The 26,666-nt window shown below is 70.5% G+C and carries 24 protein-coding genes; 15 read left to right on the top strand and 9 right to left on the bottom strand.

Annotated elements, in window-relative coordinates:
- Positions 1–143: 143 nt before the first annotated feature.
- Positions 144–1,313: an MFS transporter gene (locus AB0I69_RS40705; RefSeq protein ID WP_363100825.1), complete on the top strand. Its 1,170-nt coding sequence runs from the start codon at positions 144–146 to the stop codon at positions 1,311–1,313.
- Positions 1,314–1,473: 160 nt separating this feature from the next.
- Positions 1,474–2,289: an SAM-dependent methyltransferase gene (locus tag AB0I69_RS40700; protein WP_363100824.1), complete on the top strand. Its 816-nt coding sequence runs from the start codon at positions 1,474–1,476 to the stop codon at positions 2,287–2,289.
- A 67-nt stretch (positions 2,290–2,356) separates the two neighbouring features.
- Here the strand turns inward: AB0I69_RS40700 and AB0I69_RS40695 are convergent, their stop codons facing one another.
- Positions 2,357–3,247 carry a helix-turn-helix transcriptional regulator gene (locus AB0I69_RS40695; RefSeq protein WP_363100823.1) on the bottom strand — a complete coding sequence of 297 codons (891 nt, stop codon included), beginning with the start codon at positions 3,245–3,247 and terminating at the stop codon, positions 2,357–2,359.
- 335 nt (positions 3,248–3,582) lie between these two features.
- Between AB0I69_RS40695 and AB0I69_RS40690 the strand changes: the two genes are divergently transcribed.
- The 6 genes from AB0I69_RS40690 to AB0I69_RS40665 are packed head-to-tail and all read left to right on the top strand — an operon-like array spanning position 3,583 to position 9,768.
- Positions 3,583–4,674: a substrate-binding domain-containing protein gene (locus AB0I69_RS40690; RefSeq protein ID WP_363100822.1), complete on the top strand. Its 1,092-nt coding sequence runs from the start codon at positions 3,583–3,585 to the stop codon at positions 4,672–4,674.
- A gap of 52 nt (positions 4,675–4,726) precedes the next feature.
- Positions 4,727–5,821, top strand: a complete 1,095-nt coding sequence (locus tag AB0I69_RS40685; RefSeq protein ID WP_363100821.1) for a mandelate racemase/muconate lactonizing enzyme family protein — start codon at positions 4,727–4,729, stop codon at positions 5,819–5,821.
- Entirely contained in the window at positions 5,818–6,882 is a 1,065-nt protein-coding gene (locus tag AB0I69_RS40680; RefSeq protein WP_363100820.1) for an ABC transporter permease, read from the top strand. Before AB0I69_RS40685 ends, AB0I69_RS40680 begins: the two co-directional genes overlap by 4 nt.
- A 5-nt stretch (positions 6,883–6,887) precedes the next feature.
- Positions 6,888–7,922, top strand: coding sequence for an ABC transporter permease (locus tag AB0I69_RS40675; protein ID WP_363100918.1), 1,035 nt, complete (start codon positions 6,888–6,890; stop codon positions 7,920–7,922).
- Positions 7,919–9,445 (top strand): sugar ABC transporter ATP-binding protein, encoded by a 1,527-nt coding sequence (locus AB0I69_RS40670; RefSeq protein ID WP_363100819.1) that lies wholly within the window; start codon positions 7,919–7,921, stop codon positions 9,443–9,445. The genes AB0I69_RS40675 and AB0I69_RS40670 overlap by 4 nt, the downstream gene beginning before the upstream one ends.
- Positions 9,442–9,768, top strand: coding sequence for an L-rhamnose mutarotase (locus AB0I69_RS40665; RefSeq protein ID WP_363100818.1), 327 nt, complete (start codon positions 9,442–9,444; stop codon positions 9,766–9,768). The genes AB0I69_RS40670 and AB0I69_RS40665 overlap by 4 nt, the downstream gene beginning before the upstream one ends.
- 40 nt (positions 9,769–9,808) lie before the next feature.
- Here AB0I69_RS40665 and AB0I69_RS40660 read toward each other — a convergent pair whose 3' ends face one another.
- Both AB0I69_RS40660 and AB0I69_RS40655 read right to left on the bottom strand, forming a co-directional pair.
- On the bottom strand, positions 9,809–10,531 hold the full coding sequence (locus AB0I69_RS40660; protein WP_363100817.1) for a GntR family transcriptional regulator: 723 nt from the start codon (positions 10,529–10,531) through the stop codon (positions 9,809–9,811).
- Positions 10,532–10,631: 100 nt separating this feature from the next.
- Positions 10,632–12,206 (bottom strand): MFS transporter, encoded by a 1,575-nt coding sequence (locus tag AB0I69_RS40655; RefSeq protein ID WP_363100816.1) that lies wholly within the window; start codon positions 12,204–12,206, stop codon positions 10,632–10,634.
- Between the two features lie 164 nt (positions 12,207–12,370).
- Here AB0I69_RS40655 and AB0I69_RS40650 point away from each other — a divergent pair, with 164 nt between their 5' ends.
- Positions 12,371–13,000: a hypothetical protein gene (locus AB0I69_RS40650; protein WP_363100815.1), complete on the top strand. Its 630-nt coding sequence runs from the start codon at positions 12,371–12,373 to the stop codon at positions 12,998–13,000.
- Positions 13,001–13,057: 57 nt separating this feature from the next.
- Positions 13,058–13,774, top strand: a complete 717-nt coding sequence (locus AB0I69_RS40645; RefSeq protein WP_363100814.1) for a DUF1775 domain-containing protein — start codon at positions 13,058–13,060, stop codon at positions 13,772–13,774.
- Positions 13,775–13,915: 141 nt separating this feature from the next.
- Here the strand turns inward: AB0I69_RS40645 and AB0I69_RS40640 are convergent, their stop codons facing one another.
- A complete protein-coding gene (locus AB0I69_RS40640) occupies positions 13,916–15,883 on the bottom strand; it encodes a heavy metal translocating P-type ATPase (protein WP_363100813.1) in 1,968 nt (655 codons plus the stop codon).
- A 162-nt stretch (positions 15,884–16,045) separates the two neighbouring features.
- Here AB0I69_RS40640 and AB0I69_RS40635 point away from each other — a divergent pair, with 162 nt between their 5' ends.
- Entirely contained in the window at positions 16,046–16,426 is a 381-nt protein-coding gene (locus AB0I69_RS40635; RefSeq protein WP_363100812.1) for a metalloregulator ArsR/SmtB family transcription factor, read from the top strand.
- Positions 16,427–16,477: 51 nt separating this feature from the next.
- On the opposite strand, the gene AB0I69_RS40630 is transcribed toward AB0I69_RS40635, so the two are convergent.
- On the bottom strand, positions 16,478–17,728 hold the full coding sequence (locus AB0I69_RS40630; protein ID WP_363100811.1) for a DUF418 domain-containing protein: 1,251 nt from the start codon (positions 17,726–17,728) through the stop codon (positions 16,478–16,480).
- A gap of 195 nt (positions 17,729–17,923) precedes the next feature.
- Between AB0I69_RS40630 and AB0I69_RS40625 the strand changes: the two genes are divergently transcribed.
- From AB0I69_RS40625 to AB0I69_RS40610, 4 genes are all read left to right on the top strand, one after another.
- Positions 17,924–18,592, top strand: a complete 669-nt coding sequence (locus AB0I69_RS40625; RefSeq protein ID WP_363100810.1) for a response regulator transcription factor — start codon at positions 17,924–17,926, stop codon at positions 18,590–18,592.
- Positions 18,589–19,707 (top strand): histidine kinase, encoded by a 1,119-nt coding sequence (locus tag AB0I69_RS40620; protein WP_363100809.1) that lies wholly within the window; start codon positions 18,589–18,591, stop codon positions 19,705–19,707. Before AB0I69_RS40625 ends, AB0I69_RS40620 begins: the two co-directional genes overlap by 4 nt.
- A gap of 160 nt (positions 19,708–19,867) precedes the next feature.
- Positions 19,868–20,212 carry a hypothetical protein gene (locus AB0I69_RS40615; protein WP_363100808.1) on the top strand — a complete coding sequence of 115 codons (345 nt, stop codon included), beginning with the start codon at positions 19,868–19,870 and terminating at the stop codon, positions 20,210–20,212.
- A gap of 357 nt (positions 20,213–20,569) precedes the next feature.
- Positions 20,570–21,634 carry a LacI family DNA-binding transcriptional regulator gene (locus AB0I69_RS40610; RefSeq protein ID WP_363100917.1) on the top strand — a complete coding sequence of 355 codons (1,065 nt, stop codon included), beginning with the start codon at positions 20,570–20,572 and terminating at the stop codon, positions 21,632–21,634.
- Between the two features lie 302 nt (positions 21,635–21,936).
- Here the strand turns inward: AB0I69_RS40610 and AB0I69_RS40605 are convergent, their stop codons facing one another.
- Genes AB0I69_RS40605 through AB0I69_RS40590 form a run of 4 tightly spaced genes read right to left on the bottom strand, consistent with a single transcriptional unit; the run spans position 21,937 to position 26,564 of the window.
- Complete coding sequence (locus tag AB0I69_RS40605) at positions 21,937–23,328, bottom strand: glycoside hydrolase family 32 protein (RefSeq protein WP_363100807.1); 1,392 nt, start codon at positions 23,326–23,328, stop codon at positions 21,937–21,939.
- Positions 23,325–24,179, bottom strand: coding sequence for a carbohydrate ABC transporter permease (locus AB0I69_RS40600; RefSeq protein WP_363100806.1), 855 nt, complete (start codon positions 24,177–24,179; stop codon positions 23,325–23,327). The genes AB0I69_RS40605 and AB0I69_RS40600 overlap by 4 nt, the downstream gene beginning before the upstream one ends.
- 13 nt (positions 24,180–24,192) lie before the next feature.
- On the bottom strand, positions 24,193–25,158 hold the full coding sequence (locus AB0I69_RS40595) for a sugar ABC transporter permease (protein ID WP_363100805.1): 966 nt from the start codon (positions 25,156–25,158) through the stop codon (positions 24,193–24,195).
- Positions 25,155–26,564: an extracellular solute-binding protein gene (locus AB0I69_RS40590; RefSeq protein ID WP_363100804.1), complete on the bottom strand. Its 1,410-nt coding sequence runs from the start codon at positions 26,562–26,564 to the stop codon at positions 25,155–25,157. The genes AB0I69_RS40595 and AB0I69_RS40590 overlap by 4 nt, the downstream gene beginning before the upstream one ends.
- Positions 26,565–26,666 lie beyond the last annotated feature (102 nt).

Genomic DNA, 26,666 nt, shown 5'->3' with positions numbered 1-26,666 from the left:
GGCGGCTCCCAGGTGGTCCACGGACAGCGTCCGCGACGCGAGCCGCGCCTCGCCCTCGCCCCTCGGCACCCTTGTCCCAGCGACCCGATCCCGCCTAGCCTGATTTTGTGCCGCAAATAAACAAACCCCGAACGCACAACGCCGTGCCGGGCACCCCCACCGACCTCACCCGACTCCGCACCGTCCTCACCGCCTTCTTCGCCCTCGACGGCTTCGTCTTCGCCGGCTGGGTCGTCCGCATCCCCGCCATCAAGGAACAGACCGGCGCCTCCGCCGGCACCCTCGGACTCGCCCTCCTCGGCGTCTCCGCCGGCGCCGTCATCACCATGATGCTCACCGGCCGCCTCTGCCACCGCTACGGCAACCACCAAGTCACCGTCGTCTGCGCCGTGTTGCTGTCCCTGAGCGTCTCACTCCCCCCGCTCACCCACTCCGCACTCACCCTCGGCCTCGTCCTGCTGGTCTTCGGCGCCGCCTACGGAGGGATCAACGTCGCGTTCAACAGCGCGGCGGTCGACCTGGTCAGGGCCATGCGGCGGCCCATCATGCCCAGCTTCCACGCCGCGTTCAGCCTCGGTGGCATGGTCGGCGCCGGACTCGGCGGACTGGTCGCCGGCTCCCTCACCCCCACGGAGCATCTGTTCGGCCTCACCGTGATCGGCCTGCTCGTCACCGCCCTGGTCGGCCGCAGCCTGCTGCGCCTGAAGCCCCCGGCACTCCCCGAGGACACGCCGAAGGAGGAAGCCGCGCCGCGCCGCCTGGACAGGCGCACCCGTGGTCTCGTCATCACCTTCGGCCTGATCGCCCTGTGCACGGCCTTCGGCGAAGGAGCCCTCGCCGACTGGAGCGCCCTGCACCTGGAACAGGACCTCGACGCCACCGCCGGCGCCGCCGCCATCGGCTACTCCTGCTTCGCGCTCGCCATGACCGCCGGCCGGCTCACCGGCACCCGGCTCCTCGAACGCCTCGGCCGGACCCGCACCCTGGTGTCCGGCGGCACGACCGCCGCCGCCGGCATGCTGCTCGGCGCGCTCGCGCCCACCCTGTGGGCAGCCGTCCTCGGTTTCGTGATCACCGGGCTCGGCCTCGCCAACCTCTTCCCCGTCGCCGTCGAACGCGCCGGCACCCTCGCCGGCCCCGACGGAGTCGCCATCGCCTCCACCCTCGGCTACGGCGGCATGCTCCTGGGCCCGCCCGCCATCGGTTTCATGGCGGACTGGTACTCCCTCCCCGCCGCCCTCACCAGCGTGGCCGTCCTGGCCGCCACCGCGGCCCTCATCGGATTCTTCACACGACACGCGGCAGAGCGTTGATTCCGGTTCACCAAGGGCGGCAAACAAGCCAACGGGCGGCCGAACAAAGGCGGTTGGGACCGTCGAGGCGCATGAGCCGGGCCGTGGAGGAATAACGTGGGCTTCCACGACCGGTGTTCGACGGTGTCGTGATTCTCACCACGCACGCACAGGAGCGTCCATGACTGATGAGGCAGAGAACTCCGAGCAGGATGCGCTCGCCAGGTTCGACACGACGGTGCCGCAGTCGGCCCGGATCTGGAACTACTGGCTGGGCGGGAAGGACAACTACGAAGTGGACCGCGTGGCCGGTGACGCGTTCCGCGAGATCTTCCCCGGTATCGAGACCGGAGCCCGCGCCGCCCGCTACTTCCTCGCCCGCGCCGTCCGTCACCTGGCCGCCGAGGAAGGCATCCGGCAGTTCCTGGACATAGGCACCGGCCTGCCCAGCGTGGACAACACCCACGAGATCGCCCAGCGGGTGGTCCCCGAGTGCCGCATCGTCTACGTCGACAACGACCCGTTGGTGCTGGCACACGCCCGCGCGCTGCTCACCAGCGCCCCGGAGGGGGTCACCAACTACGTCGACGCCGACCTGCGCGACCCGGCCACCATCGTCCGCGAGGCGGGCAAGACGCTGGACTTCGACAAGCCCGTCGCCCTCATGCTGATGGGCATCCTGGGCCACATCGAGGACTACGACGAGGCCCGTTCGATCGTGCGGCGGCTGGTGGACGCCCTGCCCTCCGGCAGCTACCTCGTGCAGTACGACAGCACCGACACGAGTGAGGCCTACGTCGACGCCATCCGGCAGTACAACGAGGGCGGTTCGATCCCGTACATCCTCCGCAGCCCCGAGCAGATCGCGGGCTTCTTCGAAGGGCTGGAACTGCTCGAACCGGGAGTGGCGTCGTGCTCGCGCTGGCGTCCCGACGACAGCGCCTGGGGCCTGCCCGCGGAGGTACACCAGTACGGCGGGGTCGCTCTCAAGCGCTGACTCAAGAGCCGACGCAAGCGCTGAGACCGGCACCGGCCGGCCGCCCGTCGGCCCACTCCCTCCCCGATCAGGTCTCCTGAAGGATGCGATGCAGGATCGTCGGAGTCTCGTCCGGCGATTCCGCTTCCACCACCAGACGGTTCATGACATCCCAGTAGTGCTCGATCTCGTGCGGCCTGTCGGGGTAGAGGGCGGTGACGCGCTGTTCGAGGTAGATCATGTCGGGCAGCCGGCCGCCGGGCAGCCGCAGGATGGTGACCGGTCCGGCCTCCGCCGCGTGCCCTCCGGCGAGGAACGGCATGACCTGGACGGTGACCTGCGGGAGCCGACAGATCTCGATGAGATGCCTCAACTGGGCGCGCATCGTACTGATGCCGCCCACCGGGCGACGCAGGGCCGCCTCGTCGATCACTGCCCAGAGCTGTGCCGCCGGCCGCCGGCGCAGAATCCGCTGCCGTGTCATCCGTAGCTTGACCCGCCGGTCGAGTTCCGCCCCGCCGGCGCCCGAGTGGGCGAGCCTGAGGGAGGCGCGCGCGTAGTCGGGGGTCTGCAGCAGGTGGGGAACGCGTTGGACCTCGAAGCAGCGGACCAGGCTCGCCGCCTGTTCGGCCCCGAGGTAGGCCCGCGTCCACGTGGGCACCACGTCGTTGAAGTGCTGCCACCAGGCTGGGGAGTTGGCCTCCTCGGCGAGGACCAGCAGGGTGGCGCGCTCGGCCTCGTCCGTGACGCCGTAGAGCGTGAGCAGGTCGGCCACATCACGCGGTTTGAACCGGTGGCGGCCCGCCTCCAGTCGGCTGATCTTGGAGCGGGAGGCGCGGATGGCCTCACCGGCGGCCTGGCGGGAGATGTGCCGCTCTTCCCGGAGTTCACGCAGCCGTGCGCCCAGCACCAGCCGCGGCACCACGGGGCCGGCCGACAGCCCGTCCAACGGCGTGGTTAAGACCTCATCGGTACCCATGCGCAATCTCCTTGCGGTGAACGGCCCTTGCACGCCCGTGACGTGCCCGCCCACGAACGCTGAAGCCAGCCATCCTAGAGGGCTGCCGGGCACGCGATCTTCGAGTTGCGGGAATGATCTGTACCTTTACGGCCAGGCCGACACGTAGGTGTTTCCTATACGATTTCGCGCGCAGCCGTGCCAGGAGAGAGGCGTGGGAGCGAGCCCCCTGAGCCGCAAACTCCCTAAACAATGCACCTGTTCGTGCCGCAGGTCTTGACGGGCGTACGTTCCTCCCCCACGATCGCCGCATCGTTTTCCTATCTGATTCCTATCTGAATCCGCAGGGGTGGGTCATGCGCTTCCCAACCAGATCTGTCCTGCCCGGAGTTGTCGCGGCCGTGTTGCTGGCCTCGGGAACAGCGGCGTGCACCTACAAGAACTCGGGCGCCCAGTCCGGCAGTCAGGCCGCACCGGCCGCCCGGACCGGCGCCGGCGCCGACCTCGTCGACGGCTCCAAGACCAAGGTCGCCCTCGTGCCCGGCGGCGCCCACCCGTACTTCCAGCCCTGGAAGACCGCGGGCGCCGCCGCGAAGAAGACGTACGGCCTCGGAGCCGTCGCCTTCGACGAGACGGCGGAGTGGGACCAGCAGAAGCAGAACAACCTGCTGTCCACGCTCGCGGCGCGCGGCTACAACGCCTTCGGGGTGTTCGGCGTCTCCCCCACCGACATCAACTCGACCTTCGCGGACCTCAAGTCGCAGGGTTTCCCGGTGGCTTCGCTGGGTTCGTGTCCCGCGGGCACCAAGGACGAGGCCGACTTCTGTCTCTCCACGGACGTCCAACTCGCCGCCTACAAAGCCGCGAAGGCGGCGATCGCGGCCATGGGCGGCAAGGGCACTCTGGTCCACCTCACCGGCAACAACGTTGACGCCAATACCCAGTTGAGGATCAAGGGCGTCACCCAGGCCGTGAAGGAGTCGGGCGGCAAGGTCAAGCTCCTGCAGACCATCACCGACATCGACACGGACCTGCAGACCGCGCAGAAGGCCGTGTCCGACCTGATGGCGGCAAAGGGCAGTCAGATCACGGGCATTGTCGCCACCGCGTACAACCCGGCCGTCGCCGCGGCCGACGTCGTCAAGTCGTCCGGTTCGAAGGCGAAGGTCATCGCCATCGACGACGACGCCAAGATCCTCAGCGGCATCAAGCAGGGGACGGTCACCGCCACCGTCGTACAGAACCCCGTCGGCCAGGCCGAGATCGGGGTCTGGGCGCTGGCGCTGCTCCAGACGAAACAGTGCACGGTGCGCTCTCCCGGGGTGGAGGTGGACTCGGGTTCGTTCGTCGTCACCAAGGCGAACGTCGCCGGCTACGACAAGGCGCGGCAGGCGAAGACCACCGAACTGAAGAAGCAGTTCGCCGACAAGATCCTCTCCTGCGGCTGACGGCCGACCACCACTGACGGCCAACTCCCCCGACAGAAACCGGAATTGCTGAATGAGCAGCAGCATCATCACGGCCGCGACCGCCAGGCTGGCCGACATCGCCGTCGAGCAGGACCGTACCGACGCGGTGCAGACCTTCGTGAAACAGGAGACGGTCCTGGTCGACCTGGAGACGGCGGACGGCGTCACGGGAACCGGCTACTCCTACACGATCGGTACCGGCGGCACCTCCGTACTGGCCCTGCTGCGCGACCACTTGCTGCCCGCGCTCGTCGGACAGGACACCCGCAACGTCGAGGCGCTGTGGCAGCGGCTGTTCGCGCTGACCCGGTCCACCACCACCGGAGCCATCACCTCGCTCGCCCTCGCCGCCGTCGACACCGCCCTGTGGGACGTGCGCTGCAAACGGGCGGGCGAGCCGCTGTGGCGGCTGGCCGGCGGCCACCGCCAGGAGGTGCCGGTCTACGACACCGAGGGCGGCTGGCTCCATCTGAGCGCCGAGGAACTGGTCAAAAGTGCCCTGCGCGCACAGGAATTGGGGTGGGCGGGCGTCAAGATCAAGGTGGGCCGGCCGCATCCCTCCGAGGACGCCGAACGCCTGCGCGCGGTCCGCGAGGCCGTCGGCCCCTCGCTGCACATCATGACCGACGCCAACCAGTCCCAGACGGCGTCCTCCGTCCTGCGGCTCGCGGCGGCGCTGGAGCCGTACGACCCGTACTGGCTGGAGGAGCCGCTGCCCGCCGACGACATCAGCGGTCACGTCCGTCTCGCGGCGGCGACCCGCATCCCCGTCGCCGTCGGCGAGTCCATGTACTCGCTCATGCAGTTCCGCAGCTATCTGGAGGCCGGCGCCGCCTCCGTCGTCCAGGTCGACGCCGCCCGGATCGGTGGCATCACCCCGTGGCTGAAGGTCGCGCACCTGGCGGAGAGCCACAACGTCATGGTCTGCCCGCACTTCCTGATGGAACTGCACGTCAGCCTCGCCGCCGCGGTCCCCAACGGCCAATACGTCGAGTACATCCCGCAGTTGAGGGCCGTGACCCGCACCGAACTGACCATCCGCGACGGCAGGGCCGTAGCCCCCGACGTGCCGGGCATCGGCATCGACTGGGACGCCGACGCGCTGGACGACCGGAGGGTGGCATGACGACCTCGATCAGCCCACCGGACACCGTCCCGGAGGAGAAGGCGGCCCCTCACCACATGCCGTTCTGGGTCAACCAGCGGCTCGGCCTCCTGGTCCTCGTCATCGCGCTCAGCGTCCTGTTCGGCGTGCTCCGACCGGCCTTCCTGGACCAGCAGTTGGTGCTCTTCCCACTCCTCCGCGACGTCGCCACACTCACCGTGGTCGCGCTCGCGCAGATGGTCGCCCTGTCCGTGGGCCACATGAACCTCGCGGTCGGCCGCATGGCCGCCTTCGGCGCCATGTTCGCGGGCCTCGGCTACGACCGCCTAGGCGTCCCGATGCAGGTGGGGCTGCTGATGTGCCTGGCCGCCGGGGCGGCGATCGGCGCGGTCACCGGCTGGCTCATCGCCCGTACCGGAGTGAGCTCCTTCGTCGTCACCCTGGCCATGGACTTCGCCCTGCTCGGCCTGGTGTCCCTCCTCTACTCGTCCCTCACCGACGACGCCGCCTTCACCACCCACCCGTCCGGCATCGACCAACTGCGCTCCTACTCCCTCGCCGACATCTGCGCGGGCCCCATCTGCGGCTCCCCGGCCGTCCCGCAGATAGCCCAGTTCACCGTCCTCGCCATGCTGGGCCTCGGTTTCCTCTACGGCTGTACGCGCATCGGCAGGGAACTGCTGCTCACCGGCGCCAATCCGGCCGCCGCGGAGCTGTCCGGCATTCCCACCGGGCGCCGTGTCCTGCTCGCGCACACGCTGTCGGGGCTGCTCGCGGCGCTCGCCGGGTTCATGGCGGCGGCCGGCACGGGTACGTTCCGCGCCTCCATCGGCGACGACTTCATGCTCCCCTCCTTCCTGGGCGCGGTGCTCGGCGGCACCCTGCTCACCGGCGGGGTGGTTTCGGTGCTGGGCACACTGCTCGGCACCGCCCTGGTCGGCGTCATCCGCAAGGGCCTCGACCTGCTCGGCGTCGGCCTGGAAAGCCTGAACATCTACCTCGGCTGTGTCCTTCTGCTGGCCCTGTCGGCCGACCGGATCCGCACCGTGGTGTCCTATCGCAAGGTGGTGCGCTCGACATGAACCGCATGAACACGGCTCCAGGTCAGGGGAGTTGGGCCAACACGTCGCTGCGCCGGTTCTCCCGTTCCACAGCGGCGATGCTGCTGTGCGTGGTCGTGGTGGGCTATGTGGCGCTGGGTATCGCCTCGTCGGGCTCGTTCTTCGAGGGCCCTTCGGTGCGGGTCTTCCTCCAGTACCTGGCCACTCCCATCCTCATCGGCCTGGCCCAGATGGTGGCGCTGTGCGTGGGCCAACTCAACCTGGCCGTAGGCGCCTTGGGCGGCTTCACCGCCTGTCTCGTGGGCGTCCTCATGGCCGACCACGGAATGCCCGCCGGAGTCGCCGTGATCGTGGGCCTGTTGACGGCGACGGCCATCGGGCTGGCGACCGGTGTCGCCATCGTGGGCACCCAGATCAACGGGTTCATCGTGACCCTCGCGACGATGACGATCCTCCTGGGCGCTCAGTACCGGCTCACCGGCACCCGTACCGTCGACGGCTACTCGCGCACGCTGCGCGACTTCGGCACGTCGGCGCCCCTGAACATCCCCCTCGTCTTCGTCACCGCGCTCGTCGCGGCGGCGCTGCTGGCCGCCTTCATGTACCGCACGGTCGCGGGCCGACGGCTCCTCGCCGCCGGCGGCAACCCCCTCGCCGCCCGGCTGTCCGGTATCTCCACCGACCGGCAGATCGTGGCCGCGCACACCCTGTCCGGGCTGCTGATCGGCGTGGCCGCCGTGACCGCCACGGCCTCACTGCCCGGCGTCAACCGCAGCGTCGGCGGCGACTGGCTGCTGCCGAGCTTCGCCGCGCCGATCATCGGGGGCGTGGCCCTCACCGGCGGTTCAATCGCCGTACTGGGTACGGTTCTTGCGGCCTTCGTGACGCGGCTGATCGACGCCGCGCGAGCCCAGTTCTCCCTGGACCCGAGCTGGGTGAACCTCCTCATCGGCCTGGTCGTGCTGGGTACGGTCGCCGGTGGCCGACTGCACCAGACGCGCCTGGAGAAGTCCGCGACGACCGACGGCGCCGTCCTGCCGCAGACCGGAGGTGCCCAGTGAGCGGCACGGTTCTTCTCGCATGCGAGGACCTGGTCAAGGTCTTCCCCGGTGTCCGGGCGCTGGACGGCGTGGGGCTGCGGCTGACCGCCGGCAGCGTGCACGCGCTCCTCGGCGAGAACGGCGCCGGCAAGTCGACCCTCATCAAGGTCCTGACCGGGGTGCACTCCCCCGACGGCGGGCGGCTCATCTGGAACGGCCAACAGGTCCATCTGCGCTCGCCGTTGGAGGCGACCCGCACCGGCATCGGCGTGGTCCACCAGGAACGCAACCTGATCCCGGGTTTCTCGGTGGCGGAGAACATCACCCTGCAGAACCCGCCCTCCCACCGCGGCCTGGTCGACCGCGAGGCCATGACCGCACCGGCCCTGGCGTGCCTCGCGGAACTCGGCGTCGACCTCGACCCGCAGCGCCCGGTGCGCGAACTGTCCGTCGCACAGCAGCAGTTGGTGGAGATAGCCAAGGCCCTCTACACCGAGAGCCGAGTGCTGCTGCTGGACGAACCGACCGCCTCCCTCTCCCCGCAGGAGACGGAGCGCCTCTTCGAGGTGATCCGGCGACTGGCCGACCGAGGCGCCTGTGTCGTCTTCGTCAGCCACAAGCTGGAAGAGGTCTTCGCGGTCTGCGACACGGTCACCGTGCTGCGCGACGGCAAGTCGGTCCTGGAGTCCTCGCCCCTGGCCGACCACACCCACGACGACATCGTGGGCCTGATGGTGGGCCGCGCCCACGCGGCGACGGAGATGCGCCCCCGCACGGTCGACCGCACCACCACCCCAACTCTCGTACTGGACAAGGTCTCCACGGCCGGCGGACACCGCGACATCAGCCTGGAGGTCCGGCCCGGCGAGATCGTCGGCCTGTACGGACTGGTCGGCGCCGGACGCAGCGAACTGATCAAGGCGGTGCTCGGCCTGGACCGCATCACCGGCGGCGAGGTCCGCGTGCACGGCAGCCCGGTCCGCATCACCTCGCCCCGCCAGGCCCTGCACGAGTACGGCATCGGGTACGTCACCGAGAACCGCAAGGAGGAGGGCGTCTTCCTGGAGCAGCCCATCGTCCGCAACATCACGGTGACGGTGTGGAAGAGGCTCGCCAAGGCGCTCGGGTTCGTCTCGGCGCGCGAGGAGCGGGACGTGGCGCAGGATCTCGTCGACCGGCTCGGCATCCGTGTCTCGGGGCTCGGGCAGAACGCCGGTGAACTCTCGGGCGGGAACCAGCAGAAGGTCAGCCTCGCCAAGTGGCTTGCCGCGGACACCCGGTTGCTCGTCATCGACGAGCCGACGGTGGGTGTCGACGTCCGCACCAAGCGCGCCTTCCACGAACTGATCTGGGACCTGGCCCGCGACGGCCTGCCCATCCTCCTCATCAGCAGCGACCTCGCGGAGATGGTCACCCTCGCCGACCGCATCGTCGTCATGACGGACCACCGCATCCGCGGCGAGGTCGACAACGACCGCGACTACGACCGCATGAGCGGCCGGGTGATCCGCCTGATCCACGACCGTGACACGGTGCGCTCGTGAAGCGCGTGGCCCAGGTCATCGCCGTACGCCCGGAAAAGCTGGACGAATACCGGGAGTTGCACCGCGCCGTGCCTCAGCCGGTGCTCGACCGCATCCGGCGCAGTCACATCTCCAACTACTCGATCCATCTGCTGGGCGACCGCCTGTTCAGCTATTTCGAGTACCACGGCGACGATCTCGCGGCGGACCTGGCTCTGTTGGCCGAGGACGAGGCCACCCAGCGGTGGTGGAAACTCACCGCCCCGTGTCAGGTGCCCGTGCCGGAGGCGGCGGCGCCCGGCGAATGGTGGGCCACGGCGGAACAGGTGTTCCTCATGGAGTGAGCGGGGACAGGCCCCCAACTCCGGCTTCTGCGGCGGCCGTTCAGGAACCGGACGCCTCGCCGTCCTCGATCTGCCGTTCCAGGCTCCGGGTGAGGTGCTCCGTCATCGCCTCGGCCGCCCGCTCGGGGTTGCGGCGCAGCACCGCGCGTACGATCCGCTCGTGCTCTGCGACGGTCGGGCCTCCGGCGCCAACCACCTTGCTGAGCCGGAAGATGTGCAGATGCGCGTGGAGCCGTTCCACCGCGTCCGCCAGGAGCGGTCGGTGCGTGGCCTGGCCGATCGCCTCGTGGAAGCGCTGGTCGAGAGCGGCGAAGTCGCGGTACGACGCGTACCGTCCGTTCGGGTTCGGGTGGGCCTGCATCTCCTCGACGATCCGCTCAAGGCCGTCGAGTTGCGCCTCGGTGGCGTTCACGGCGGCCAGCGCGGCGGCCCTGGGCTCCAACAGCAGGCGCATTTCGAAGAGTTCCTCAAGACCCTGGCGGGTCAGCAACTGCGTGGCCCGGTAGCCGGAGAGCGCGCGCTTCACCACCAGACCGTCGGACTCCAGCCGGGCCAGCGCCTCCCGGACGGGGGTCGGCGAGACCTGGAGTGTGCGGGCCAGCGCTTCGATGCCGACGCGTGCGCCGGGGGCGATCTCGTGGTCCATGACCATCGCCTTGATGCTCTCGTACACGCTGTCCGACAGCGCCTGCCTGACGGGCGGCACGCTCCGCTCGTCCCCCTCGTCCGGGACCCCGGCCGCGGAAGCACTGTGCGGCGGCATCCCGACTCCCCCTCAAGGCACTTGGCGTTCCCGACAGTTTACCCAGGTAGACGGGTTGAGAGAGGGTCGCCGGCAGAACATCGCCGTCCGATTCGGCTCGTCACCCCGCATCCGCGGCGACCGTCGCCGCTCCCCCGCTCTTCTCGGTCAGGTCGAGGCTGCTGCGCAGGCTGACCGGCTTCAGCAGGATCGCGGCGATCACCGCGAGGAGGGCCGCGGCGGCCGAGAGGAGGAAGATCTGTGCGGTGGCATCGCCGTAGGCAACGCGGATGATCTCCTGTACGGCGGCGGGCTGCGCGGAGACATCAGAGGCAGTGCCCGTGGTCCGCAGTCCCGCGGAGGCGAGTCCGTGCGCGATCTGGTCCTGGACGTGCCGGGCCAGCACGGCACCGAGGACGGAGACACCGATCGTGCCGCCGAGGGAACGGAAGAACGACACCGTGGAGCTGGCCGCGCCGATGTCCTTCAGCGGCACGGTGTTCTGCACGACGAGCACCAGGTTCTGCAGCGTCATGCCGACGCCCATCCCGACACACAGCATCGCCACGCCCAGCAGCGGCATGGGCGTCCTGGAGTCGATGGTGCCGAGCACGGCGAACCCGACCGTGAGGAGGACGGCGCCGGTGATGATGAACGGCTTGATCTTCCCGGTCCGGCTGATCAGTCGGCCCGCGACCGTGGAGGCGATCAGGATGCCGGCCATCATCGGGATCGTCAGCAGGCCCGCCTCGGTCGGACTGTGCCCACGGCTGAGCTGGAAGTACTGACTGAGGAACACCGCGGCACCGAACATGGCCGTACCGACGGAGAGACTGCCGACGATCGCCAGCGCGGTCGTGCGCCGCCTCACGATATGGAGCGGTACGACGGGTTCGGCGGCCCGCGACTCCACCCACACGGCCGCGCCGATCAGCAGCAGCCCGCCGGCCACCATGACCGCGGTCTGCCACGAGGCCCAGCCGAAGGAGTTGTCGACGAACGACACCCACACCAGCAGCACACTGACCCCCGAGGCGATCAACGTGGCCCCCAGGTAGTCGATCCTGACGTTCTCACGGCGGAGGACGGGAAGGTTCAGCGTCCGCTGGAGCATGAACAGCGCTACGGCGGCGATCGGCACGCCGATGAAGAAGCACCACCGCCATCCCAGCCACGAGGTGTCGACGATGACACCGCCGAGGAGCGGCCCGCCGATGGTCGACGTGGCCGTGACACTGCTCAAGTAGCCGCTGTAGCGGCCGCGTTCGCGTGGCGGGATCATCGCCGCGAGGGTGATCTGCACGAGGGCCTGCACGCCTCCGACCCCGACACCCTGCAACGCCCGCGAGGCTATGAGCTGCCCCGCGGTCTGGCTTGTCCCGGACGCCACGGCACCCAGCACGAAGACGGCGATGGACACCTGCACGAGGGTCTTCTTGCTGAACAGGTCGGCGAGCTTGCCCCAGATCGGCGTGGTCGCCGTGGTGGTGAGGAGCGTCGCGGTGACGACCCACGTGTACTGCGTCTGCGACCCGTGCACCGCCCCGATGATCTTCGGCAGCGCGCTGGAGACGACCGTACTGCTGAGGGTCGAGACGAACAGTGCGAGAAGCAGCCCGCTGAGCGCCTTCAGCACCTTTCGCCGGGCCGCGGGGGACGTGTCCGACGGACTCGACTCGTTCACTGCCGTGCTCATCAGACGGACTCCAAGCCATCCGTTCGCTATACGCCACGTATAGCGAGATCGGTTCACCATACATGGCGTATAGCGAAGAGACGTAAGCGAAGAGACGTAGACGTCGCCGTCGATCCGGAACCCGCCGCCGGCCGCGCCGGGCCATGCCCGATGATGGTCGGGCCATGACCATGTCCCGTACGACAACGCACCGTGCGCCACTGCCCGTTCTGCGGGCCGCGGTGTTCGCCGCCGTCGGGACGGTGCTGGGCGTGAGCGCCCACCATCTGATCGCCGAGGGTCCGGCGCCCTGGCGGCAGAGTGTCTGGGCGGCCACCGTGCTGTTCGGCATCGGGCTCGCCGGTGCCCGGCGTCCGCGCACACTGGGCGCGGTGACGGCCACCAGCGCCACCGCCCAAGTGGGCCTGCATCTCTGGCTGTCGACGACGCACGCACACACCGCGATGCCGACGATGGCCATGGACACCCATGGTGCCTGGCACGAGCGGCTGCACGGTTCGCTGACGATGACCGCCGTGCACGCCGTCGCGGTCGTCCTCGTGGCCGTGCTGCTGCACCGTGCGGACGCGGCGTGCTGGTCGCTGGCGCGCGGCCTGACGGTGGTCGCGGAAGGGGTACGGGCACGGATCGCCACGGTCCGGGCGTTGCTGAGCGAGCGCCGAGCGCCGGCCCAGGGCGATCCGCCGACGCTCGCCCTCGCGTGGCGGGAACGTCCGGCGCCACAGGGGGCGTTGCTCGCGGACGTGGTGGTACGGCGGGGTCCTCCGCCGACGGGGTTCGTTCTCGCCAACTGACCCCGCCGGAGCAGCGCTCTCTCGCCGCTCCGCGTTCCACCACGTCTGGAGACATCCATGTCCCGCCTCAGCAACACCCGCACCACCGCCCGGCGCCTGACGATCGCCACCGCCGCGACCGCCACCGCCGTCCTCCTCACCGCTGGTCCGGCCGCCGCCCACGTGGAGGTCGAGTCCGAGAAGGCCCAGGCCCTCGCCGAGAACGTCGAGGTCTCCTTCGACGCCGAGTCGGAGTCCAGTACGGCCGGGATCACCGGGATCCGCGTGGTCCTGCCCGAGGGCATCGCGCCCGCGGACGTGACGTACGGCGAAGGGCCCAAGGGCTGGAAGTTCACCGCGAACGACGACGGCTACACCGTGCAGGGCCCCGCGGTGAAGGCCGGTGCGAACGCCGAGTACTCGGTCGTCGTCAAGCAGCTCCCCGACGCGAAGGAGCTGGCGTTCAAGACGCTCCAGACCTACGACGACGGCCGTACCGACCGCTGGATCGAACTGGACGAGAGCGGTGAGCAGCCGGCCCCGGTGCTCAAGCTGAAGGCCGCCGCGCCCGGCGCGAAGTCCGCGAGCCCGACCCCGACCCCGTCCGAGACCGTGTCGCAGTCCGCCTCTCCCACGCCGGAGGAGCCCTCGTCCTCGCCCGTCGCCGAGGCCGAGACGAAGGACGACGGCGGCCTGTCGGCCGGCGCCTGGACCGGCATCGGTGCCGTGGTGGTCGTCGTGGTGGGCGGGGGCGTCTATCTCGTACGCCGGGGTAGGGGAGCCGCGTCCGCGTAACCCCACCGGGCGGGATGCTCGCACGTTTCGAGGCAGTTCACCGCACGAACGTGGATCGTACCGCCCAACTCGACCTCCAGTTAGGTGAGTTGGGCGGCACGGTCGACGCCACGAACCCCGGCCGGGGGGCTTTGCGGCGGCTCACTCGGCCGCCCGTTTCCAGGCCGCCTCGCGCAGCAGCCGTAGCCCGTTGAGGCCGACGACGACCGTGGAGCCCTCGTGGCCCGCGACGCCGAGCGGCAGCGGCAGGTGGCCCGCCAGGTCCCAGACGACCAGGCCCGCGATGAACACACCGGCGATCACGAGGTTCTGCACGACGAGTTCGCGAGCCCGGCGCGAGAGGGAGATCACGGCGGGCACGGTGACCAGTTCGTCGCGGACGATCACCGCGTCGGCGGTCTCCAGCGCGAGGTCGGAGCCCGCCCGGCCCATCGCGACACCCGTGTGCGCGGCGGCCAGCGCCGGGGCGTCGTTGACGCCGTCCCCGACGACCATGACCTTGCGGCCCGCGCCCGTCAGTTCCCTGACCGCGCGCACCTTGTGCTCGGGCAGCAGGCCGGCTCGTACGTCCTCGATGCCGACCTCGGCGGCGAGGCGGGCGGCCGCACGGGGGTTGTCGCCGGTCAGCAGCAGGGGTCCGGTTCCGGTGAGGGACGTCAGCGAGGAGACGGTCGCGATCGCGTCGGTGCGCAGGCGGTCGGCGATGCCGAGCAGGCCCACCGGCCTCCCGTCGAGGGTGACCAGCGCAGCGGTCCGCCCGTCCTCCTCCAGCGCGCCCGCGAGCGCGGCTGCCCGCGCCGAGCCCGCGTCCGGCTTCCCGGCGAGCAGTCGGGCCGGGGCGCCGACCGCGACCACTCGTCCCTCGACGGTGGCGGTGACGCCGACGCCGGGGGTGGAATCGAAGTCGTACGCCACCGGGAGGCCGAGTCCCCGCTCGCGCGCCGCGTCCACGACGGCTCGCGCCAGCGGATGCTCGCTCGGGTGCTCCGCCGCCGCGGCCAGTGCCAGCACGTCGCCCTCGTCCAGCCCGGATCCGGCGAGCGGACGGACGTCGGTGACCCGCGGGGTGCCCTCGGTCAGCGTGCCGGTCTTGTCGAGTGCCACCACGTCGACCTGTCCCAGCCGCTCCATGACCACCGCCGACTTGACCAGCACGCCGTGGCGTCCGGCGTTGGCGATCGCGGACAGCAGCGGCGGCATCGTCGCCAGCACGACCGCGCACGGCGACGCCACGATCATGAACGTCATGGCCCGCAGCAGCGCATCGGTGAGTCCCGTCCCGAAGGCGAGCGGGACGAGGAACACCGCGAGGGTCGCCGCCACCATGCCGAGCGAGTACCGCTGTTCGACCTTCTCGATGAACAGCTGCGTGGGCGCCTTGGTCCCGGACGCCTCCTCCACCATCCGTACGATCCGCGCGATCACCGAGTCGGAGGCGTCCCGCTCGACGCGCACCCGCAGGGCGCCGGTGCCGTTGAGCGTGCCGGCGAAGACCTCGTCGCCCTTCTCCTTGGCCACGGGCAGCGGCTCACCGGTGATGGTCGCCTGGTCCACGTCACTGGCCCCATCCAGCACCAGGCCGTCGGCTCCGACGCGCTCGCCGGGCCGTACGAGGATCGTGTCACCGACGGTCAACTCCTCGACGGCGACGGCCACTTCCCTGCCCTCGGCGTCGAGGCGGGCGGCCGTGGCCGGCGCCAGGTCCAGCAGGCCGCGCACCGAGTCGGCGGTCCGGGCCACGGCCAGCGCCTCCAGCGCGCCCGAGGTGGCGAAGATGACGATCAGCAGCGCGCCGTCCATCACCTGTCCGATCGCCGCCGCTCCGAGCGCGGCGACCATCATCAGGAGGTCCACGTCGAGGGTCTTCTCCCGCAGCGCCCGCAGGCCGGCCCACCCCGGCTCCCACCCGCCGGACGCGTACGACAGCGCGTACAGCGGACCCCACGCCCAGGCCGGCGCGCCGGTCAGCTGCAGCGGCAGGGCCAGGAGGAAGAGAACGACGGCCACGGCCGCCCAGCGCGCCTCGACCAGTGCGAGGACCCGCGTACGGCGCCGGGGCACACCGCTCTCGCCCGGGGGTGCGGCGCGATCGGCCGGGGGACGGGACATGGCGGTGGTCATAGGGGTGGCCATAGGGGCAGAAATCCTTCGCGCGGGGCATGACGGAGCGGCGGGCACTCCGAGAGCGCCGGGTGCCGTTCTCTTCACCGTACAGGATCACATGAAGACTCATTCATACGTTCATTCATGCATCTCCGTAGGATGGAGACCATGGGCCATGGAGCTGACGCCGAGACCGCCGCCACCGCGCGCGAGCGCCTGGAGGCCGTGGGTGCCACCGACGTGGCCGCCACCCTCCAGGCCCTGGCCACTCCCTCGCGGCTGCGGATCCTGACCCGGCTCCAGGAGGGACCGTGCGCGGCGACCGAACTCGCCGACGCCGTCGGCATGGAACAGTCCGCCTGCTCCCACCAACTGCGCCTGCTGCGCAACCTCGGCCTGGTCACCGGCGAACGCCGGGGCCGGTCGGTCATCTACGCGCTCTACGACAACCACGTCGCCGAGCTGCTGGAACAGGCCCTCTTCCACGTCGAGCACCTGCGCCTCGGCCTGCGCGACGCCCCGACCACGGCAGTCGCGGCCGAGGCGTGAGCGACTGGGCTCCACGCCACCTCTCTCCTGGCGGGGCGTTCCTTCCGCGTGCTACGTGATGTGCCGTGCGGGCCGGGTGGCGGCATGGAGCAGGTACTCCAGGGGGCCGCGACGGAAGTAGCGGGCCCACACGGTCGCCAGCAGCATGACCGTCGCGATGAAGCCCAGCAGCACCGGTAGTGCGGCCATCGTCTCGTCGTCGATCAGGGGCAGGTGCCAGACGTCGGTGAGGAGCCAGAGGGCGACGATGTGCAGGACGTAGGCGGTCAGCGTCATCGTGCCGACCGTGGAGACGGGGGTGGCGATGCGGGTGAGGCGTGGCATCCGGTCGGCGACGACCAGGCAAGTGGCCACCACCACAAGGGCGATACCCGTGTTGCCGAGAATGGAGAGGGTCGTCTGGCTGTGCGGTGCGGCCACCAGGAGCCAGGCGAGCGGTGTGCCGTTCTCCGGTTCGCCGACCGTGTCGGACCACCAGGCCGAGGACGCCGAACCGCCGCCCGTGGCCGACGCGATGGTGGTGAGCGCGTGCGGGACGAGATGCAGGGCGAGCCAGGAGCCCCCGTAACCGAGGACGGCGAGCGCCCCGCCGGTCAAGGCTAGCCGGGCCCGGATCCCGGGCCGGGTGAGGTCGAGCCTGCCCAACGCCATGCCCGCGATCACGAACGGCGCCCAGGTCAGGACCGGGTACGCGCCGGTGAACAGCAGCTCTACGACGCCGTCCGTGCCGCTGATCCGGGCCAGCGGGTCCGCCTGTACGACGGCGTCCGCCCAGGCGCCCCCTTCGATGGACTTCCGTACGGCGTAGAGGACTTGAGGCAGGATCAGTGCGCCGGACGCGGCGATGAGCGCGAGCGTGGCGGCGCGCAGTCGGTACAGCGGGAGGACCGCCAGGAAGAGCACGCCGTAGCAGCTGAGGATCACGTCGACCTCAGTGTCCAGGGCGGTCAGCGCGTAACCGAGCGCCAGCAGGACGACGGCACGGATCGCGACCCTGACCGCCGCCTGCCGTCCGGCACGGCCGGTCCGGGGTCGGGGACGGCCGGTGATGATGATCAGCGAGAACCCGGCGAGCAGCGCGAACAAGGCGGAGGAACGGCCTCGTGCGGTCTCCAGCAGGAAGCCGACGGGTCCGCCGACCGTGACGTCGGGGCCGACGTGGGCGGAGTACATGCCGAGGACGGCAAGTCCACGCGCCAGGTCAATACCGATCAACCGTCCGGTCGTTGGAGGGTCGGAGGGGACCGCCCGCCGCTCGGGTAACGCGGCTGTCGGCGGGGCCGGGGAGGCGTCGTGTGTCATGCCTCCAGGGTTCGCGGGCGGCGGGGAACAGCACACCCGGCAACCTTCCGAAGCCGACCCGCCGACCGGCTGGAACCTCGGCGGCCGACCGGATGGTCCCTGTCGACGACCGGCCGGAGCCGAACCGGTCCTACAAACAAGACCCGTTCGGCGTGGTACCCATCGAACGACGGGCAGTTGAGGAGCGGAGCGCACATGATCCGGGTTCTGGTGGTCGACGACGAGGCCCTCGTCCGTACGGGCTTCACCCATATCCTCAACGCCTCGGACGACATCGGGGCCGTGGCGGCCGTTCCCGGAGGCCAAGCCATCGAGGCCGTACGGGAGTTGAGCCCCGACGTCGTCCTGCTCGACATCCGGATGCCCGACGTGGACGGACTGACCGTCCTGGCCGAGCTCCGCCGTATGCCGAACCCTCCCGTGGTGGCCATCCTGACGACGTTCGACACCGACGAGTACGTCGAGGCGGCACTGCGCTCCGGCGCCGCCGGTTTCCTCCTCAAGGACACCGACCCCGAGCAACTGCCGTATCTGATCCGCACGTTGGCCGAGGGAGGAACCGTACTGTCGTCGCAAGTCACCCGCACGATGGTGGACGCCTTCCTCGACCAGGGCGGGCGTGAGCCCTACGCCGTCCGTCTCGTCGACCGGCTGAGCGAACGCGAGCGTGCCGTCCTGGCATTGATGGCCGAGGGACTCTCCAACACCGAGATCGGTGACCGGCTCCACCTGAGCAACGGCACCGTCAAGGGCCATGTCAGCACCGTCTTCGAGAAGTTACGGGTCGACAACCGTGTCCAGGCGGCGCTGGTCGCCGAACGCGCCGGCCTGCTCACACCGCCCGCGGACGGAGCAGCCCGGTGAACTCCCGCCGCCCGCCTGCCGTGTTGCTCGACGCGGTACTGGTCGGTGCCGGACTGCTGGATCTGTGGGTGAACGTCGACAGCGAGGATCACCTTGCCGGTGCCTGGGCACTCGTCGCGGCCCTGGCCCTCGCCCTGCGCCGCCACCGCCCGCTGCCGGCCTTCGCGTTGACACTCCCCGCCGCCCTGCTCAGCGACGCGGCGTTCGCCGCGTTGGCCGCGCTGTACACGCTCTCCTCCCTGAGCCGGCACCGCGTGCTGCTCGCGGGCTGCGCGCTGGCCTTCGCCGTCAGCGACTTCATGCCCTGGCCCTGGACATCCCTCGATGTCGAGGAACTCGACGAGACCTACAGTCTGGTCCACCTCACCTACACCCTCGCCACCGCCGCCGCGCCCGTCTTCCTCGGCCAGCTCGTGCAGGCCCGACGCGAACTGTCCCTCCGGCTCGCGGAGATCTCCGAAGCTCGTGAACAGGAGCAACTCCTCACGGCACAGACCGTGTTGGCGAAGGAACGCGCCCAGCTCGCACGCGAGATGCACGACGTCGTCTCCCACCAGGTCAGCCTCATCGCCGTGACCGCCGGCGCCCTCCAGGTCGGAAACCCGGACCCCGAGGCGCGAGCCGCCGGGGCCGCGATCCGCCGGCTCAGCGTGCAGACCCTGGAGGAACTGCGTCACATGGTCGGCGTCCTGCGCGCCTCCGGCAGCCGCCCCACCGAACTCACTCCCCAGCCGTCCCTGGCCGACCTCCACCAACTGATCGCGGTCAGCGGCATCGAGACCGAGTTGGAGACCGACCTGCCCGACGGTCTCCCGCCCACCCTCCAGCGCGCCGTCTACCGCACGGTCCAGGAGGCGCTCACCAACGTCCGCAAACACGCCCCAGGCACCACCGCGACCGTCCGCATCCACCACCGCGACGGCACCCTCCGCGCCACCGTCACCAACGCCGCCCCCACCCGCCCCGCACTCCCCCTGCCCGGCGCCCACCACGGCCTCGTCGGCCTGCGCCAACGCGCCGAACTCCTCGGCGGCACCGTCACCAACGGCCCGACGACCGACGGCGGTTACGAACTCCGCCTGGAACTGCCGGCCGCCGCCGACAACTCAGCCTGACCTCGCCGCGTTCGCATGCCACTGAGCCCGGCGGCCGGATCGGCAACACGGCATGTGTCCTGTCGGCCGGGAACCGGGCGACGGCTCTCGCGACAACGGCGGACGGCAAGGACGCCCTCGCCGAGCTGGGCTGAGCGACCTGCCCAGCGCCGCCCGTTCGGTGTACGACGACACGGGCACCCAGGAACTCGAAAAGTTCGGGCTACTGGGCCGCGTCGACCTGGCCAAGGACCTGAAGTCGGGCAGCATCACGCAAGGAGCACCGGGTACCTCGGGCACCGACGCCGGAACGCAGGTCAGCGCCTACTGGTCAGCGACCGGCACCGGAACCAGGGCCAGCGGCCCTGCCGGTGACATCACCGGTGGCGGCAGCAACCCTGCCCAACTGCCCACGATGAACGCCGAATACGACCGCTGGCGCAACACGGCCAAGACGGTCGAGAAGGCCGATACGACGACCTGCACCATTACCCGCGGCCACGACAAGGCCCGCCGACCACCGTGACTCATGTCCCCGTTCTGGACTGTTCCCGCGAACGCGGGAGGGCCGGGAAGAGATCCGCGAAGTCAAGATCGTCGCCCTCAGCAGACGACGCTCCCCGCATGCCCGCCAAGTGGTGCACATGCGCGATCCGGCCAGCGCCACCCTCCACCGAGCCGGTGGGTCGGCATCGCCGGTGGATGACGTGCTTGCGCCCGGTCCGAAGCGGTCCCCGCCCTCCGGGGAATCCGGTGATCAAAGGTGATCACATCGGACGGCCACGCCGCGGCGCCCTGGGGATCTCCCGTATGCCGTGGCGCTCCCCGCGGATAGGGTGGGCGGTGATCGACAGGGTCGGGCTGGGTGAGGGCGGCGGGCGGCGTGGGCGGTGCCGAGGAGAGCGGGAGCACGGGCACCGGGCGCCCGACGTCACGGGACGTCGCCCGGCTCGCCGGTGTGTCGCACACCGCGGTGTCCTTCGTGTTCAACGGCCGGGCCGACGGCAACCTCTCCCCCGCCACCCAGGAACGCATCCGGCAGGCCGCGACCCAACTGGGCTACCGCCCCGACCCGGTGGCCCGCGGTCTGCGCCGTCGCCGTACGGCCGTGATCGGGCTGGTCACCGATGAGATCGCGTCCTCTCCGTTCGCCGGTCGGCTGCTGCGCGGTGCCATGGAAACCGCCTGGGACAGGGACCATCTCGTCCTCACCGTCGACTCCGGCGGTGACCCGGTCAAGGAGGACGCGGCCGTCGCGGAACTGCTCGACCGGCGCGTGGACGGCATCATCTACGCGGCCATGTCACTGCGCCGGGTCCGCGTCCCCGAGGGCCTGCACCGCACCCACTCCGTGCTGGCCAACTGTCTGCCCGAGGACGACTCCCTGCCCGCCGTGGTCCCTGCCGAGCGCGCCGGTGGCCGTACGGCGGCCCGGCTGCTGCTCAATGCGGGCCACAGCCGGCTCGCCGTGATCGGCGGTCTGGACGACATCGCCTCGGTGGAACGTACCCGCGGCATCCGGGAGGCGCTGCGCGCCGAGGGCGTCACCGTGCCCGGGGAGTGGATCGTGCGCGGCGGCGGGGAGATCTCCGCGGGATACGCGGGGGCGCTGCGCCTGCTCGACGGGGTCGAGCCGGGCCGTCGCCCCACGGGTGTCCTGTGCTACAACGACCGGGTCGCGGCGGGTGTCCTGCACGCCGCGACCCGGCTCGGGATCGACGTGCCCGCCGATCTGTCGGTGGTCGGTTACGACGACCAGGAGCACATGGCCGCGTTTCTCACCCCGCCGCTCACCTCGGTCGCGCTGCCGCACCGGGCGATGGGCGAGGCGGCGGCCCGGCTGCTCCTGGACGCCATCGAAGCCGGCCAGGCGCCGCCGGCGACCGTCCGGCGGTTGACGTGTCCTGTGGTCAGTCGGGCTTCCGTGGGCCCGGCGCCCAGTCGGTGACCTGGGCTGCCAGCCCGTGCCTGGTCAGCCGTGTGGGTCCGGCGCCTGCTTCCTGGTGCCCCGGGTCCCCGGTCCGTGCCTGGCCTGCCCTGTGGTCAGCCGCGCCTCCCTGGGTCCGGCGCCCACCCGGTGACGTGGGCATCCGGCCCGTGCGTGGTCAGTCGTGCCTTCGTGGGTGCGGCGCCCACCCGGTGACGTGGGCACCCGGCCCGTGCGTGGCCTGCACTCTGGTCAGCCGCGCCTCTGTGGGTCCGGCCGCCCGATGACCTGGGCGCCCGTCCCGCGCCTGCCCTGCCCCGTGGTCAGCCGCACCTCCCTGGGTCCGGTGCCCACCCCGTGACCCTGGCACCCGGCCCGTCGACGACCAGCTCGGCGATGTCGCCGGGGCGCCGGTAGACGCGCTCGGTGACCATGGCCCGTTCCGCGACGAAGAGTTCGAGGAGCGAGCCGTCGACGAGCAGCCGGAGCGTGAGTTCCGGCGCCTTCGGCACGTGGACGGTGATCGGGGCGGAGCCTTCCCTGCCGGTCCGGGGCCAGGCGCTGCGGTCGAGGACGACGGTCCCCGAGGCAGGGTCCGCCCGGACGGTCAACTCCCGGCCCGCCGCGTCCCGGAGCAGGCTCACCGTGGTCGGTTCGCGTGCGGTGACCGTCAGGTCGTACGCGAGTGGCAGCGGAACTCGGCCCGGTGCGGTGACGAACGGCTCGGCCGGGCGCAGCAGTTCGAGTTCCGGGGCCGGGCTCACCCGTAGTGAACCGTCGGGGTGGACGTCGACGACCCGTGGCGCGGTGAGTACGCCCGCCCATCCGGCCCGGTCTGTCTCCTCCTGCGGGCGGGCCTCCCACGACCAGCCCCACAGCAGTGCGCGGTCCGGCTCCTGGAGCACGGCGGGAGCGTAGAAGTCCCGCCCCTGGTCGAGCCTGCCGCCGGCGCGCGGTACGAACCTCAACGCGCCCTGTCCGTCTGGCTCCAGACGGCCTGTCAGATATCCGGTGGAGCAGGGATCCCCGTCCCACAGGGACACCAGGAGCACGTGCTCGCCGCCTGCCGTCCGGTAGAGGTGCGGGCACTCCCAGCCCACCGACTTGTCGCCGAACACGCCCGCGGCCACCAGGTCGTTGCCGTCCAGCAGCACACCGGCGAACCGCCAGTCGGTCAGGTCGTCGCAGTCGTAGAGCAGGACCGACGGTGTGCCGTCGGCGTGCCCGGCCCCGACGAGGGCCCAGCGTCTGTCCGTGTGGCGAAAGACGAACGGGTCGCGGAACATCACCACGTCCAGTCCCGGCGGCGGCCCCGCCACCACCGGCGTCGGCAGCGGCTTCCACTCGGTCAGCCGCTCGTCGTCCGGGTCGGCCGCCCGCGCCAGGCAGATGGTGCCGAGTCCGGTGTGGGAATGGTCAACTCCTGTGTATACGGCGGTCGGTGTGCCGGCGTCGTCGGTCACGCAGCCCGACCAGCAGCCGGCCTCGTCGGGGCCGCCGGGCGTCGGGGTGAGCGCGATCGGGTGGTGCTCCCAGTGCGCGAGGTCGGTGCTGGACGCGTGACCCCAGTGGACGTTCGCGTGCACCGGTGCGTCGGGGTTGTGCTGGTAGAAGAGGTGGTAGCGGTCCCGCCAACGGAACGGCCCATTGGGGTCGTTGATCCAGCCGACGGGCGGACGGACCCTGAAACGCGGCACGTTGGGGTCGTTGCTCAACGGTTGACTCCTGCGGACGTGATGCCCTCGCGCAGAGGGCGCTGGCCGACGACGAACACGGCGAGGGCGGGGAGCATCGAGAGCACGACCCCGGCCAGGACCACCGAGATGGATCCGGTGCCGAGGTTGCCCTGGAGGGAGACCAGGCCCAGCGGAAGCGTGTAGTTCTGGCTGGAGGTCTCCAGGATCAGTGGGCGGAAGAACTCGTTCCAGTGGTAGTTGAAGGCCAGTACGCCGACGATCGCCAGGCCTGGTGTGGCCAGCGGCGCGTACACCGAGCGGAAGATCCGCCAGGTCCCCGCGCCGTCCAGCATGGCCGCCTCGCCCAGGTCCTTCGGCATACCGAGGAAGTACTGGCGCATCAGGAACGTGCCGAAGGCGGTCGGGAAGGCCGGGATGATCAGGCCGAGGAGCGTGTCGGTGAGGCCCATCGTCTTCAGCACCAGGAACACCGGCACGATGGTGACCTGCAACGGCACCATCATGGTCGCGAGGACCAGGCCGAAGAGCGGCTTCTTGAAACGGAACTCCAGGCGCGCGAAGGCGTATCCGGCCAGGCCCGCCGTGATCATCTGGCCGACGGCGATCAAAGCCGTCACCAGCGTGGAGTTCAGGGCGAGCAGCCACACGTCGATCTGATCGAAGACCCCGCGGTAGGCCGCGGTCGTCGGGTGCGTCGGGATGATCTGCGGGGGCAGGTCGAAGGACTGGGCCGGAGTGCGCAGCGAGGTGGCGACGGTCCAGATGACCGGGCCCAGCGTCAGCAGGGCGCACACGGTCAGTGCGGCGACCCGGGCCCAAGGGGTGAGTGAATAACGTAGGCGACTGAGGGTCGGGGTTGCTTGGCTCATGCGGCTCACCGGCTCACTGGTAGTGGACGAAACGCCGGCTGAGCCGGAACTGGACGGCGGTGACCGCCATGATCAGTGCGAAGAGCAGCACGCCCACCGCGGATGCCTCGCCGAAGTCGAGCTGCTCGAAGGCCCTCTCGTAGATCACCATCACGACGGTGCGGGTGGCGTCGCCGGGTCCGCCGTCGGTGAGGACGTAGGGCTGTTCGAAGACCTGCAGGGCGTTGATGATGCCGACCACCGACGCGACGAGCAGCGTCGGCGACAGCAGCGGCAGCGTGATGCCGAGGTGCTTGCGCAGGCCGGTCGCGCCGTCGAGAGCGGCGGCCTCGTGGATCTCCTTGGGGATGTTGTTCAGACCGCCGACGAACAGCAGGAACGAGAAGCCGAACTGCTGCCAGACGTAGACCAGGACCACCGTGGCCATCGCCGCGTGCTCCGAGGTCAGCCAGGGCACGGGCGCGATGCCGACCAGGCCAATCAGCCAGTTCACCACCCCGAAGTCCTGGTTGAACAGGTACTTCATCACCACCGAGATGGACGCGGCGGACAGTACCAGGGGGAAGAAGAACGCCGAACGGAACAGCGACCGCAGCCACACCGGCATCCACTCGTTCAGCGCGAGCGCCAGCGTCAGCGCGATCAGCAGTTGCAGCACGACCGCGAAAACCATGAAGAGGAGCGTGTTGCGGAAGGAGACCAGGACGGTCGAATCCGTGAAGGTCGTACGGTAGTTGGCGCCGCCGGCGAAGCGGGGCGGGTCGATCACGTTCCAGTGGAACAGGCTCAGCACGACGGACCCGATGATCGGCACGACCGTGAAGACGACGATGCCGACGACCGTGGGCGCCAGGAACAGCGCGGCCAGCAGCCGGGCGCCGCGGTCGCGGACGGACGGGCGTACGGCGACGGCGGGTGGCGTGGCGGACCGCGAACGTACGTCCGGGGCCTGGGAGTTCGGGACCTGGGTGTTCGTCATACCTCACGCTCCATGGCCTGCTCCAGGTCGCCCTGCATCCGGCGCAGCGCGGGACCCACCGCACGCGGCGAGGCCAGCGCGGTGCCGGTGTACTTGAGCAGCACGTCGGTCACCTCGGCGACCTGCGGCGGCGCGGGGATCGGGCCGGTGTCGGGAAACCGGTCGAGGGTGTCGTAGAAGACCTGCCAGTGCGCCGGGCCGCTCTCGGCGTAGCGGGCGGCGTTCAGCATCGAACGCCGGGCCGGGGTTGTCTGGTTGCTCTTGAACAGCCGGGTCATGGTGTCCTTGCGGGCCGCGTACTTGATGAACTCCCAGGCGGCTTCCTGCTTCTTCGAGGTGCGCAGCAGCGCGTAGCCCGCCGCGCCGAACTGGTGGCGCTGGGTACGCCAGCGCGGGAAGTACTGCACGTCGTAGTCGGCGGCCCGCATGCCGGCCAACTGCAGGCCGCCCGCCCAGAAGCCGCCCGCCGGTGTGACGCCGACGTGGCCGGTGGAGAACACGCCGACCAGGTTGCTGCCGTTGCCGCCCTCGGGCCGGGTGCACAGGTCCTCCTGGACGAGGGAGGCGAGATAGTCGTACGCCTCCTCGACGCGGCCGGCGGTGGCCTGCGGGGTCGTCCAGCGGAAGCCTCCGCCGCGCCCCTTCCGGTCGGCGGCCGGGTAGAAGGTGTCCCACAGCCAGGAGCCGCCGGGCGCCTTCGACTCCTTCAGCAGGTTCGTGCCGTTCGCGAAGAGCCAGGGCACCACGCCGCCCCAGAGCCGGTTGGTCCAGAAGTACGGCGTGAAGTGCGAGCCGCCGCCACGCTTCAACTGCCGCAGCAGCGCGGTGAAGTCGTCGCGGCTCCAGTCGGCCGCCGGGAACCCCGCGCCCGCCCGCTTCAGCACCTGCTTGTTGAGGTACATGTCGGCGGCGTTGAACTCCATGGGCAGTTGGTAGAGGTTGCCCTCGTACATCATCGACTCCACCAGCGAGGGGTGGACGTCGGCGAAGTACTCACGCAGCTCCGCCGCGTCCCGCCGCACCCAGTGGTCCAGGGCCACGCCGAGTCGCTGGGCGAACAACTGCACGCCCTCGGTGGCCACATACACCAGGTCGGGAGCGGTACCCGCGGCGATCTGAGTGAGGATCTTCGCGAAGAAGTCCGACCAGTCGACGGCCTGCACCGCGTTCACCCGCAGCGGGATGTCGGGGTGGAGCCGGTGGAAGCCCTTGGTGAGGGCGTCGACGGTGGCCGGGTCGAAGGCGGAGCCGAGGGTGGCGACGACGAGGGAGCCGTCGTCGCGGCCGGGGATGTCGGCTCCGGTGAGCCGGTCCCAGCTCGCGGCGGTACCGGCCAGGGCGGCTGCTCCGGCCCCGTATGCGCCGTACCGCAGCAGCGTGCGGCGGGGGATGTGCGAGTCAGTCATCTAACGGGCCTAACTCGTGTTAGTTCAGGGGTGATGCCCCAGATGATGGGAACCGGGCGGCAGACCTGTCAAGGGTCGGGAACGCTTGACCTTTAACGAGTT

This window comes from Streptomyces sp. NPDC050508 (genome assembly GCF_040655155.1).
GTDB lineage: Bacteria > Actinomycetota > Actinomycetes > Streptomycetales > Streptomycetaceae > Streptomyces.
This window is presented reverse-complemented; position numbering and strand designations above follow the sequence as displayed.